The following is an 11,962-nucleotide window of genomic DNA, read 5'->3' as shown; positions in this document are numbered from 1 at the left end:
AAGTAGACCTTAGCCATAGGAGCGGAATGGCAGAGGGTAGTGCGGTTAAATCAGGAGTTCGGTTGTTGCTCGGTGCTGGATTGATCTGCACTGTCTTTTTTCATGCTCTTGCCATCGGCGATGGCCGTTTGATCGGTAGTGCCGTGAAGCTTCTGCTGAACGAAGGTGAAGTTGTTGTAGAACTCCTTCGAGCGCTCTGAGCCGCCTTCTGCAAAGGCGGCGACGGAGGTCAGGGTCATCAGGCTGGCGAGCATCAAGGTGGAGAGTTTCATGGCAGTGTTCCCATTAAGAGTGATCGGTATCCGCTCTGTCCTTGATCAGATTCATGGGGCGATTGTGGGGTGACCTTATTAAGTGGGAATTAACGCACACGCACCCGGAAGTTAACGATTTCGTTAACTTCCGGTCGTGGGGTTAAAGCCTCCAATCCAGTGCAAGCGTGACGGAGCGCGGTTCTCCCCAATACACGCCATTGTAAAAACCGACGCGCTCGTAATATTTTTTATCAAATAGGTTATTAACGTTAAGCGATGCCGATAAGTGCTCGTCAAATTGATAGCGCGACATCAGGTTGACCACGGTGTACGCCTGCTGGGTGATCTTGGTGGACTCGGTGAGCAGGTAGCCATCGGCGTCGCGACCACCGACAGGGCGCTCGGCAAAATCATAGAAGTCGCTCTGCCAGTTCACTGCGCCACCCACTGTCAATGCACGCCATTCTCCCGGCAGGCGGTAAGCGGTGGAGACCTTCAACAGGTTCAACGGCTGGGCGGTGTTGGCGCGCGTGTTATCGCCGTTGCGCGAGTGGGTGTAGGTGTAGCCCGCCGTGAGGTTCCAGTCCCTCATGACTTCCCCTGACACTTCCGCTTCAAACCCTTGCACCTTGGTGCCTTTGCCGCCGGATTTGTAGAACTGCTCCCCGGTGTCCTTGTCCGGTTGCGCTGTGCTGTCGAGTTCGGCAACGTTGTCCTGGGTGCTCCAGAAGAACGCAGTGGCCAGGTTCACGCGTTCGTTGAGCAGGCTGCCCTTGAGACCAACCTCGTAGTTGCTGCCCACCACCGGTTCCAGGTACTTGCGGTTGGCATCGCGCTCGTCCTGCGGGTTGAAGATATCGGTGTAGCTGGCGTACACCGTGTACTCGGGCGTGATGTCGTAGAGCAGGCCCGCATAGGGCGTGAGCATGTCGTTGTGGGTCTGGCTGGTTTTGCTGGAACTGCTCAACTGGTTGTTACTGTTGTACGCGGGCTCGACACTCTCGATCTCCCAACTGCCATAACGGCTGCCGAGCACCGCGTGCAGGCGCTCGGTCAGGCTCAGGCGGGTGGCGAGGTAGCCGGCTTTCTGGGTCTTGCTGCTGTGCGCGCCCTTGAGGCCGGTGGTGCGGTCGGCGAATTTGCCGATGCCGCCCATGTGCCGCCAGTCTTCGATGGTCAGGTAGCCGGCGGGCATGCCGTTGCGCTGGTACGGTGCGCTGTCGCGCTGTTCGGACTCGCCGTAGCCCACCATCAGTTCATGCTCGCGCCCGAGCAGCGCGTAGGTGCCGGTGAGGCTGAAGTCTGCCACGTCCATTTTCGAGGTGCCCACCATCTGGCTGGCCCAGGCGGTCATTCCGCTGCCATCCGGGTTGGGGAACCCGGCGCCGCCGTAGTAGACCTTGCCGTCGGTGTCGCTTTGCCGGTGGGTGTAGGCGGCTTTCAAGCGCCAGTCCGGGGACAGCCGGTGGTCGATCGACGCAAAGGTGGTCTTGTCCTTGAGCGGCCAGGAACTCCAGTCAGCCGCCATGTTGGCCGAACGTGATAGCCGCGCCTTGCTGCCGTCGCTGTTCCAGTAGGGCAGGGTGCCCCACGAGGTGCCTTGCACATGCTTGTTCTGGTAGTCGAAGCCTACAGCCAGCACGGTGTCGTCTGTCAGGTCGCCTTCAAGAATGCCGTAGCCCACTTCCCGTTGCAGCGCATAGTTGTCGCGAAACGATTGGCTGTCCCGGTACGCCAGCACCGTACGCCCGCGCAGTCGCCCGTCAAAGGCCAGGGGGCCACCCACATCCACGTAGCTGTAATAGTTGTCATGGCTGGCACCGCTCACGCCGGTCTTGGCCTGCCACTGTGCGGTGGGGCGCTTGCGGATCATGTTGACCGTGGCCGATGGGTCGCCGGCGCCGGTGGTCAGGCCGGTGGCGCCTCGCACCACCTCAATGCGGTCGTAGATGATGGTGTCGGCATCCGACTTCATGCGCCCAAAGGTGCTGAGCATGCCGTCGACCTGGTAGTTGCTGATCGAATAGCCCCGGGAAGAGTAGCCGGCGCGGTCCGAATCCAGGTGCTGGACGGTGACCCCGGTGGTCTGGCGCAGCACGTCGGTCAGGGTATTGAGGTTGAAATCGTCCATCTGCTGGCGGGTGATCACCGAGACGGATTGCGGGGTTTCCTTGAGGGACAGGTTCAGGCGCGTGGCGGTGCTCATGACACCGGTGGTGTAGGCGCCGGTGTGCTCGGTGATGGCGCCCAGGCCTTCGGCGGTGATGTTGGTGCTGCCCAGCTCCAGCGCTTTGGCCGGGGCGTGTTCAGGGTCGGTTTCGGCCAGCAGGTCCGGGCTCAGCAGGGCGCCGGCCAGGCTCAGGGAGATCGTCATGGAACGGGTAAAAGGCGCGAACATCGCGGCAGACTCCTTGTCGTCTTTGCGGCCTTCCAGGAAAGAAAGGCCTTGGCTCAAAGACGAAAGGAGGCGGGGAACTTTAGGTTTAAACGAGAATGATTGTTATCTTTCTGTTACCAAGCGCCGCGGTTACTTGAGGACGACTTCTGATGCATCAGCCTTCTTCGGCTTGATCAGACTGAAATCGATCAGGCCTTTCTGCTGGCGTTCATAAGGGTTGCCGATCATCAGCGGTCGCGGCTTGAAGCTGTCGTTGACCAGGCTCTTGCTGCGGTCCCATTCATCGAAGCTCAGCCCGGCCAGGTCGGCCCAAGTGTGGATCAATTGCGAGCTGCTGTAAGGGCGCTGCAAATCGCTGGCAAAGCTCCAGTCATGGGTTTCGCGCCATTTCGGCGATGCGTAGGCCATGAACGGAATGGTGTACATCGGCGCCGTTGGTTTGCCTTCGTTACGCCCCAGGGTGCTGTGGCCCGCCGAGTCGTACACGTCTTCGCCGTGGTCGGACAGGTACAGCAGGAAGCCGTTGGGGTCGGTCTTGGCGTAATCCTTGATCAGGCTCGACACCACAAAGTCGTTGTACAGCACCGCGTTGTCATAGCTGTTGTACACCGGCAACTGCTCGTCGCTGATACCGGCTGGCACGCCCTGGCGGTCGGTGAACTTGTCGAAGGTCGGCGGGTAACGGTACTGGTAGCTCATGTGCGTACCCAGCAGGTGCACCACGATGAACTTGCGTTCGGCCGTGTCGGCCAGGGCTTTGGAGAACGGCTCGATGACATCGCCATCGTATTGGCGCGCGTTCTGGTTGCGGTTGTTGTTGAGGTACACCTGCTCGTCAGCCTGTTCGGAAAAGGTCGTGAGCATGGTGTTGCGCTTGGTCATGGTCTGCTGGTTGGTGATCCAGAACGTCTTGTAGCCGGCCTGCTTCATTACGCTGACGATCGACGGCGTCTTGAGGTACAGGTCCGGGTTTTCTTCGTCGGCGAAGGTCAACACCTGTTGCAGCGCCTCAATGGTGTAGGGGCGCGGGGTGATGACGTTGTCGAACACCGCCAGTTGGTCGCGCAGCTTGTCCAGTTCCGGCGTGGTGTTACGTGGGTAGCCGTAAAGGCTCATGCGCTGGCGGTTGGTGGATTCGCCGATCACCAGCACCAGGGTCGACGGCTGGCCGGCCATGGTGTCTTTGAGGTTCTTCAGAGGCGGGATCTGGCTGGCGCTGGTCAGCATGCCTTGCATGTTGTCCAACTGTTCGGTGTAGCGGCGGTAGGCAACGATCATCTGCCAAGGCACGGCAGGTTCGATGCGGGTTTCGAAGCGGTCGATGGCCTGTTCCATGGTGTCGCTGGTAGCGATCTGCTTGACCAGCGGGTAACCCACCACGGCCAAAACAATCGCTGCCGCCGCGAGCATAGACTGGCCGCGCGGCAAGTACACCGGGCGCAAGCGGCTCCACAGGAACACCGCCATGGCGGTATGGGCGATGAACGCCAGGACGATCCACCAGGCAAAATATTGAGTCGCGTACTCGCCGGCTTCAGAGATGTTCGACTCGAACATGATGAAGATGACGCTTTGCGAAAATTCCTGCTGGTAGATAAAGAAATAACCCAGGCTGGCCATGGAGCAGGCCCACAGCACCATGCCGATCAAGGCGGCGAGCAAACGGGTGCGGCGCGGGAACAACAGCATCGGCGCCAGCCACAACGCGCTCATGAAGAATGCTTGGCGAAAACCACTGAAGCCGGAAGTGCCGGTCAGTTGGATAAGCAGTTGGGTAATACCCGAGAAGTACCAGAAGAACAGGAACATCCAGCCGAGGCCGGCCCAATCAAAACCTTTCGCAGACGTGGTGCTGCGTTTGAACATCGCCATCCAGCGCTCCAACCCAAAAATTCTCAGCTGACGCGCAAGGGTGCACGCAACAGAGGCCACCCTTGCATGGGGTGGCCCTTCGGGCAGGAGTATCGTGACAGGGGTGTGAAAACTTCGTGAGATTTATGTGGTGATTACCTTACAAACCTCTGACGGCGGGGTTTAGCAGAGTGCAGGCTGCGAACCGGAAGGCTGTTCGAGCTGGGCTTGCAGGTATGAGCGCAGGCGCATGACTTCCTGCTGCAGCTGATCGCGCTCGTCTTTCAACTGGCGCAACTCATCGCGACGGATAGTGACGTAGAGGGTCTGTGGCGGACGGGTCATCTGTGCAGTGGTCATTGCTTACCTCGCAAATAGCCGGTGTGTCGCGGTGTGCCAGAACGCTTGAGTCGAGGTTCTCGGCAGCAGTCGGAAGCAATTCTGAATTCTTTTGTGTGGCAATGGAACTTTTTTATTTTTGATGGTCGTGTGACTTTTGGTGCAGTGATGGTGAAACGATGGCAACTTTTTTGTCATGAAACTCCACGTATCCGCTCTGGACTAACCCTCATTAGCCTCATTGCGCTATAAACTATGTCACACATTTATTTAGTAGTTAGGAGCATCAGCACATGCAACTGGGGATTATCGGACTAGGCCGCATGGGCGGTAACATTGCGCGGCGCCTGATGCTCAATGGGCATACCACCGTTGTATACGACCGTAACGAAGCGTTTGTGAAAGGCTTGAGCGAAGAGGGCGCCACGGGCGTTTCCGACCTGAAAGCCCTGGTGGCCGGGCTGCAAAAGCCTCGCGCTGTCTGGGTCATGCTGCCCGCTGGCGCACCCACCGAAGACACCATCAATGAACTGAGCGAGCTGCTGGAAGACGGTGACGTGATCATCGACGGCGGCAACACCAACTATAAGGATGACGTACGTCGCGGCAAAGCCCTGGCGCAAAAGGGCCTGCACTATGTCGACGTCGGCACTTCCGGCGGCGTGTGGGGCCTGGAGCGTGGCTACTGCATGATGATCGGTGGCGACACCGAGACCGTGCAGCGCCTCGACCCGATCTTCAAGAGCCTGGCACCAGGCCTGGGTAACATCCCGCGCACCAAGGACCGTTCCGCCAGCGCCGACCCGCGTGCCGAGCAAGGCTACATCCATGCTGGCCCAGCCGGTTCCGGGCACTTCGTCAAGATGATCCACAACGGCATCGAGTACGGGATGATGCAGGCGTTCGCCGAAGGCTTCGACATCCTCAAGACCAAGAACTCGGACAACCTGCCGGAAGACCAGCGCTTTGACCTTAACGTGGCCGACATCGCCGAAGTGTGGCGCCGTGGCAGCGTGGTGTCGTCCTGGCTGCTGGACCTGACCGCCGACGCCCTGGCCACCGATCCGAAACTCGACGGTTACTCCGGCTCCGTGGCTGACAGCGGTGAAGGCCGCTGGACCATCGAAGCGGCGATGGAGCAAGCGGTGCCGGTACCGGTGCTGTCCACCTCGCTGTTTGCCCGTTTCCGTTCGCGCCAGCAGAGCACCTACGGTGACAAAATGCTTTCTGCCATGCGCTTCGGCTTTGGCGGCCATGTGGAGACTTCAAAAAAATGACCGCCAACGGCAAGAAACCAGAGGCCGAACCTGCTCCGCCCACCACACTGTTTCTGTTTGGTGCCCATGGTGATCTTGTAAAGCGCCTGCTCATGCCGGCGCTGTACAACCTCAGCCGTGACGGGCTGCTGGGCGATGGCCTGCGCATTGTTGGCGTTGATCACAACGCCATCAGCGATGCCGACTTCGCCAAGAAGCTCGAAGACTTCATTCGCACTGAGGCCGCGAGCAAGGTGCGCGGCAATGCCGAGAACGCCCTGGACCCGGAAATATGGGCGCAGTTGGCGAAAGGCATCAGCTACGTCGAGGGTGATTTCCTCGACGACAGCACCTATGTCGACATCGGCAAGAAAATCGCCGACAGCGGCACCGGCAATGCCGTGTTCTATCTGGCCACTGCACCGCGCTTCTTCAGTGAAGTGGTGCAGCGCTTGGGCAGCGCTGGCTTGCTGGCGGAAACCGAAGACGGCTTTCGCCGCGTGGTCATCGAAAAACCCTTCGGTTCCGACCTGGCCACCGCAGAGGCGCTCAACGCCTGCCTGCTCAAGGTGATGAGCGAGAAGCAGATCTACCGGATCGACCATTACCTGGGCAAGGAGACGGTGCAGAACATCCTGATCAGCCGTTTCTCCAACGTGTTGTTCGAAGCGTTCTGGAACAACCATTACATCGATCACGTGCAGATCACCGCCGCCGAAACCGTCGGCGTGGAAACCCGGGGCAATTTCTTCGAGAAGACCGGCACGCTGCGGGACATGGTGCCAAACCACCTATTCCAACTGCTCGCAATGGTGGCCATGGAGCCGCCTGCGGCCTTTGGTGCCGATGCGGTGCGCGGTGAAAAGGCCAAGGTGGTCGGTGCGATCCGGCCATGGTCGCTGGAAGACGCCCGGGCGAACTCGGTGCGCGGCCAGTACACCGCGGGTGAAATCGGTGGCAAGCAACTGCCCGGTTACCGCGAAGAAGCCAACGTGGCGCCGGACAGCAGCACTGAGACGTTCGTGGCGCTCAAGGTGATGATCGACAACTGGCGTTGGGTCGGCGTGCCGTTCTACCTGCGCACCGGCAAGCGCATGAGCATCCGCGACACCGAAATCGTGATTTGCTTCAAGCCCGCGCCGTACGCACAGTTTCGCGATACCGATGTGGACGAGCTCAAGCCCACCTACCTGAAAATCCAGATCCAGCCCAATGAAGGCATGTGGTTCGACCTGCTGGCGAAAAAGCCTGGGCCGACCCTGGAAATGGCCAATATCGAGTTGGGTTTTGACTACAAGGACTTCTTCGAGATGCAACCGTCGACAGGGTACGAAACCCTGATCTACGACTGCATGACCGGCGACCAGACCTTGTTCCAGCGTGCCGACAACATCGAAAACGGCTGGCGTGCGGTGCAGCCGTTCCTCGATGCGTGGAAGGAAGACGACGGTATCCAGGCCTACAAGGCGGGCGAAGATGGCCCGGCGGCCGCTGATGCGTTGCTGGCCCGCGATGGCCGTACCTGGCACAGTCTCGGATGAGTGACGCAGCGATCCATCCCATCCGGTTTGTGCTGAGTGACATGGACGGCACCCTGTTGCACCCCGATCACACGCCCAGCCAGCGCACCCTCGACACGGTGCGCGCCCTGCGCGACGCCGGGGTGTTCTTCAGCCTGGCCAGCGGGCGACCGCCGCGTGCCATGTTGCAGATGGTCGAGGCGTTTGGCATCGATGTGCCGGTGGCGGGTTTCAATGGCGGCACCCTGATCAACCCCGACGGCAGCGTGCTCGTCGCCCATTACCTGCCGGCAGAAGCGGCGTTGGTGACGTTGGCGCTGTTTACACCGGAATCCGATGTGGAAGTCTGGCTGTTTGCTGATGGGGAATGGCTGCGCCGTGATCCGCCTGGCCCGATGGTCAAGCGCGAAGCGGATGGCCTGGGGTACGGACCGCGCGTGGTCGAGAGTTTCGAGCCGTACCTGGATCGCGTCGACAAGATCGTCGCGGCCAGCAACAACACCCAGTTGCTGGTCGAGCTCGAAGCGCAGTTGCAACCCAAGGTGCAAGGCCTGGCGCAGGTGTCGCGTTCACAGCCGGTATATCTGGACGTGACCGCCATGCTGGCCAACAAGGGGGAGGCGCTGAAGACATTGGCGGCGCACCTTGGCGTGCCGCTTGAGCAAACCATGGCAATTGGTGATGGCGGCAATGACCCGGCGATGTTTCATGTGGCCGGATTGTCGATTGCCATGGGCCAAGCCGAAGAAACGGTTAAACGCCAAGCCAATGTTGTGACCGGCAGTAACGTCGAGGACGGCGCGGCAGAGGCCATCGAGCGTTTTATTCTCACTGCGCAATAAAATCCTTACGCACTAACACTGAACTTTCGCCCGTTTAATCCACGGGCGGAAGTTACAGTGCGGTATTACTTCGGCATGGCCCAGGACTGCAACTGATAGCCATCTTTGTCGAGTTCAGCGCGCGCCTGCAACAACAAACCTTCCAGTTGAGCCGGGTCGGTATAGTCGCTCGAAGACAGCTGTTTGCTGCCGATACGGGTATTGGTACGGTCGATAACGCTCAGGCTGAGGGCGCCATGGCCATCGTGCCAGGCCACGCACTGAAAGGGCTGGAAGGCACGGTCTGCGATCAAAAGAGCTTCGTTGATGCGGAGCGGGGCGTTCATGTTGGGTTCTCTCTCATTGCCCATTCAAGTGAGTGCCGTCGGTTGGGCTGACCGTGCGGCGGGTTACTTGTACTGATGCACGAAGGCAGGGTACGGGTCACATGTTAGTGTAAGAAATTTCGACTTTCCGTGACTGATGTCATGTAAGCGCCTGTTTTGAAAGCTGAATGAAAGTTTCGCCGATCCCTAACTTTTTTGTGTGAGAGTGCAGGGGTGTGGCTTTTTGCCAACACTTATAGCGAAACGGTACAAGGAAAGCGTCAAGACCTTGCTAGTGTTAGCGACAGGCGCCACAAACCGTTGTTTCTAAATAACTTTAACAATTTTGGCGCCAAGGAATAGTCATGGTTGTTACACCTGTGCAGCGCCGTCTGCTTGTGGTCGATCCTTGTGACGACTGCCATGAACTATTGCCAGGCCTGCGCACCGCCGGGTGGGAAGTGGACAGTTGCACCCTGGCCTCCGTCGGTGACCGTTCCTGTGATGTCGGTCTGTTGCGCCTGCAGCCCTCGCACCTGGAACGCCCGGAAGCCGTCAAGGAGTTGATCGGGCGCAGTGGTACCGAGTGGATCGCCGTGCTCAGCCAGGACGTGCTGCGTCTGCAGAATGTCGGCGATTTTGTCTGCGAATGGTTTTTCGACTTCCACACTTTGCCGTTCGACGTGGCCCGGGTGCAGGTTACCCTGGGGCGCGCGTTCGGCATGGCACGCCTGCGGGGCAAGGGTTTTGCCCAGGTTGACGAGCCTGAACATGAACTGCTGGGCGATAGCCGACCGATTCGCGAATTGCGTAAATTGCTTTCCAAGCTCGCACCGACGGAATCCCCGGTGTTGATTCGCGGTGACAGCGGCACCGGTAAAGAACTGGTGGCCAAAACCCTGCATCGCCAGTCTCAGCGCCATGCCAAGCCATTTGTCGCGATTAATTGCGGCGCCATTCCCGAGCACCTGATCCAGTCCGAACTGTTTGGCCACGAAAAAGGCGCGTTCACCGGCGCCCATCAACGCAAAGTCGGGCGTATCGAAGCGGCCCACGGTGGCACGTTGTTCCTCGATGAAATCGGTGATTTGCCGATGGAGCTGCAAGCCAACCTGTTGCGTTTTCTCCAGGAAAAACAGATCGAACGTGTCGGCGGCAGCCAGCCCATTCCCGTGGACGTACGGGTGCTGGCCGCCACCCACGTCGACCTGGAGGCCGCCGTGGCCAAGGGCACTTTTCGCGAAGACTTGTACTACCGGCTCAATGTACTGCAAGTGATCACCGCACCCCTGCGTGAGCGCCATGGCGATGTGGCCATGCTGGCCAATCACTTTTCACGCTTCTACAGCCAGGAAACCGGCCGCCGCCCCCGCAGTTTCAGTGAAGATGCCCTGGTGGCCATGGGGCAACACCCGTGGCCGGGCAATGTGCGCGAACTGGCCAACCGTGTTCGTCGTGGTTTGGTATTGGCCGAAGGGCGACAAATCGAAGCCGTTGATCTGGGATTGCAGGGTGAACAGGCAATTGCGCCACCGATGGCTACACTGGAGGATTACAAGCACCGTGCCGAGCGTCAGGCACTGTGCGACGTGCTCAACCGGCACAGCGACAACCTGAGTGTCGCCGCCCGCGTGCTGGGGGTTTCCCGGCCGACGTTCTACCGGTTGCTGCACAAACACCAGATCCGCTAGGGCGGGTAAACCGAAAAGCCCCGCAACGACCCTTATCGTTGCGGGGCTTTTCCTTTTTGCTGCCGTTAATTGCGACCATTAGGCAGCCATCGCCGGCAAGCCGGCTCCTACAGGGGAGCGCATTCAAACTGTAGGAGCCGGCTTGCCGGCGATGAGGCCCTCCATCACACCGCTAAAAGTAATAAGGGAACTTCAGGCTAAAGCTGAACGACGGCGCGTCCGGTGTAATCCCGATGGCCAAGTTCGGCACGATCGTCAGGTTGTCGGTGGCCGCGATCGTCATGCCGACGTTGAAATAGCCGGCGTTGGCATCGCTGGAAACCACCGACTGCCAATCGCCGCCATCCGGCTTGAGCTGGCTCTTGCGTTGCACCAGGTCCGACACCGAGAACGACATACTCATCTTCTCGTTGAGTGCAAAGGCCACGCCTGCACCGATCTGGAAGCTGTCACCCAGTTTGACCTTGCCCGGCACTTTCTGGCCGACGTTGGAGCTGATGTCGCTGAACGAGTCTTCCAGGTTGTGGGTATAGGACAACGAGCCGAACAGCACCGCCGGATCGAAGGTCTTGACCAGGGAGATCCCCGGCGTGATCGACCACACACCGTTGCCGGTCGGCAGGTTTTCCGGGACATACAGGTTGGTGTTGGTTGGCGACTGGACCAGCTTGATGCCGAACGGATCCTCGCCGGTAGGCGCTTTCACCCGCACCGATACCACCGCATCCGGCAGGTTGACGCTTTCGTCGAGGAACTTGTAGGCAATGCCAAAGTTGACGTCACCAATGGTTGGGTCACGGGTCACCGACTGTTCGGAGGTGGCGGTGCCGCTGCCACCGTTGGCGCCGCCCGACTGATACGTCGACTCGCGGTAAACCACCGGCACGTTCACGTCGAACTGCCAACGGTTATCCAGGTTGTAGCGACCGGTGAGGTCCAGCGTCCAGTTATCCGACTTGATCCGGTCCAGGTTGATGTTGCCGAGGAAGATCGAATCGAGCGCCAGAAAACCGTTCAGCGTCAACTGACGGGCATCGTAGCGAGAATAGGTCACCCCGGTTTCAAAGCTGAACTTGCCGTTGCCGAAGAAACCGCTGGCTTCGTTGTACAAGTTGCTCACGCTCTGCGCGGGCGCCGAGTCGTCCTTGAGCGATTGGCCATAGGATGCACCGCCGCCAGCCCCTCCCGAGGCTGCGGCTGCGCCAACCCCCGGCGTATTGCCAGCCACGGTGGTGCCACCTTTCTGGAAGTCGGCTGGCGACTTGGCCAGGCGTTTGGGCGGTGGTGCCGCTGGCTGATCCTCGACCTGCCGAACCCGTTGCTCCAATACCGCCAGTGCTTTCTGCTGAACTTCGTAGCGTTGCTTGAGTTCCAGCAGTTCCTGTTTCAGCGTTTCAATATCGGCGTCCGGCGCGGCATACAACATGGATGCCGGCAGGAGCGTACTCAAACAAACCACGGCACGTAGCGATAAAGATCGATGCATGAAGTCAGCCGTCCCTTTCT

At 59.5% G+C, this 11,962-nt stretch carries 10 protein-coding genes; 4 read left to right on the top strand and 6 right to left on the bottom strand.

The window, feature by feature from the left end; genetic code table 11:
• Positions 1-50: 50 nt before the first annotated feature.
• The 4 genes from AC07OV_RS07555 to AC07OV_RS07540 form a co-directional block, all read right to left on the bottom strand.
• On the bottom strand, positions 51-272 hold the full coding sequence (locus tag AC07OV_RS07555; RefSeq protein WP_176997772.1) for a hypothetical protein: 222 nt from the start codon (positions 270-272) through the stop codon (positions 51-53).
• Between the two features lie 142 nt (positions 273-414).
• Positions 415-2,652 (bottom strand): TonB-dependent siderophore receptor, encoded by a 2,238-nt coding sequence (locus tag AC07OV_RS07550; protein WP_495091932.1) that lies wholly within the window; start codon positions 2,650-2,652, stop codon positions 415-417.
• Between the two features lie 129 nt (positions 2,653-2,781).
• On the bottom strand, positions 2,782-4,524 hold the full coding sequence (locus tag AC07OV_RS07545; protein ID WP_494998772.1) for a phosphoethanolamine transferase CptA: 1,743 nt from the start codon (positions 4,522-4,524) through the stop codon (positions 2,782-2,784).
• A 162-nt stretch (positions 4,525-4,686) separates the two neighbouring features.
• The gene (locus tag AC07OV_RS07540; protein WP_176997732.1) at positions 4,687-4,863 is read right to left on the bottom strand and encodes a DUF6026 family protein; all 177 of its coding nucleotides are present in this window, start codon (positions 4,861-4,863) and stop codon (positions 4,687-4,689) included.
• Positions 4,864-5,135: 272 nt separating this feature from the next.
• Between AC07OV_RS07540 and gnd the strand changes: the two genes are divergently transcribed.
• Genes gnd through AC07OV_RS07525 form a run of 3 tightly spaced genes read left to right on the top strand, consistent with a single transcriptional unit; the run spans position 5,136 to position 8,460 of the window.
• On the top strand, positions 5,136-6,119 hold the full coding sequence (gnd, locus tag AC07OV_RS07535) for a phosphogluconate dehydrogenase (NAD(+)-dependent, decarboxylating) (RefSeq protein ID WP_176997769.1): 984 nt from the start codon (positions 5,136-5,138) through the stop codon (positions 6,117-6,119).
• Positions 6,116-7,639, top strand: a complete 1,524-nt coding sequence (zwf, locus tag AC07OV_RS07530; RefSeq protein ID WP_176997768.1) for a glucose-6-phosphate dehydrogenase — start codon at positions 6,116-6,118, stop codon at positions 7,637-7,639. Before gnd ends, zwf begins: the two co-directional genes overlap by 4 nt.
• Positions 7,636-8,460: an HAD family hydrolase gene (locus AC07OV_RS07525; protein WP_176997767.1), complete on the top strand. Its 825-nt coding sequence runs from the start codon at positions 7,636-7,638 to the stop codon at positions 8,458-8,460. The genes zwf and AC07OV_RS07525 overlap by 4 nt, the downstream gene beginning before the upstream one ends.
• Before the next feature lie 65 nt (positions 8,461-8,525).
• Here AC07OV_RS07525 and AC07OV_RS07520 read toward each other — a convergent pair whose 3' ends face one another.
• Positions 8,526-8,786, bottom strand: coding sequence for a hypothetical protein (locus AC07OV_RS07520; RefSeq protein WP_176997766.1), 261 nt, complete (start codon positions 8,784-8,786; stop codon positions 8,526-8,528).
• A 344-nt stretch (positions 8,787-9,130) separates the two neighbouring features.
• Between AC07OV_RS07520 and AC07OV_RS07515 the strand changes: the two genes are divergently transcribed.
• Positions 9,131-10,456: a sigma-54 dependent transcriptional regulator gene (locus AC07OV_RS07515; protein WP_176997765.1), complete on the top strand. Its 1,326-nt coding sequence runs from the start codon at positions 9,131-9,133 to the stop codon at positions 10,454-10,456.
• Between the two features lie 172 nt (positions 10,457-10,628).
• Here the strand turns inward: AC07OV_RS07515 and fapF are convergent, their stop codons facing one another.
• Complete coding sequence (fapF, locus tag AC07OV_RS07510) at positions 10,629-11,942, bottom strand: fibril amyloid transporter FapF (protein WP_176997764.1); 1,314 nt, start codon at positions 11,940-11,942, stop codon at positions 10,629-10,631.
• Positions 11,943-11,962 lie beyond the last annotated feature (20 nt).

The sequence above is a fragment of the Pseudomonas sp. GW821-FHT09A09 genome, from assembly GCF_059418405.1.
The sequence above is the reverse complement of the archived record's forward strand: the minus strand, read 5'-3'. Positions and strand labels throughout refer to the sequence as shown.

Excerpts from the sequence above, each read along its gene's own strand:
- AC07OV_RS07520 (WP_176997766.1), bottom strand. The coding sequence starts at position 8,786 with ATGAACGCCCCGCTCCGCATCAACGAAGCTCTTTTGATCGCAGACCGT.
- AC07OV_RS07540 (WP_176997732.1), bottom strand. The coding sequence starts at position 4,863 with ATGACCACTGCACAGATGACCCGTCCGCCACAGACCCTCTACGTCACT.
- AC07OV_RS07545 (WP_494998772.1), bottom strand. The coding sequence starts at position 4,524 with ATGGCGATGTTCAAACGCAGCACCACGTCTGCGAAAGGTTTTGATTGG.
- AC07OV_RS07555 (WP_176997772.1), bottom strand. The coding sequence starts at position 272 with ATGAAACTCTCCACCTTGATGCTCGCCAGCCTGATGACCCTGACCTCC.
- zwf (WP_176997768.1), top strand. The coding sequence starts at position 6,116 with ATGACCGCCAACGGCAAGAAACCAGAGGCCGAACCTGCTCCGCCCACC.
- AC07OV_RS07550 (WP_495091932.1), bottom strand. The coding sequence starts at position 2,652 with ATGTTCGCGCCTTTTACCCGTTCCATGACGATCTCCCTGAGCCTGGCC.
- gnd (WP_176997769.1), top strand. The coding sequence starts at position 5,136 with ATGCAACTGGGGATTATCGGACTAGGCCGCATGGGCGGTAACATTGCG.
- AC07OV_RS07515 (WP_176997765.1), top strand. The coding sequence starts at position 9,131 with ATGGTTGTTACACCTGTGCAGCGCCGTCTGCTTGTGGTCGATCCTTGT.
- fapF (WP_176997764.1), bottom strand. The coding sequence starts at position 11,942 with ATGCATCGATCTTTATCGCTACGTGCCGTGGTTTGTTTGAGTACGCTC.
- AC07OV_RS07525 (WP_176997767.1), top strand. The coding sequence starts at position 7,636 with ATGAGTGACGCAGCGATCCATCCCATCCGGTTTGTGCTGAGTGACATG.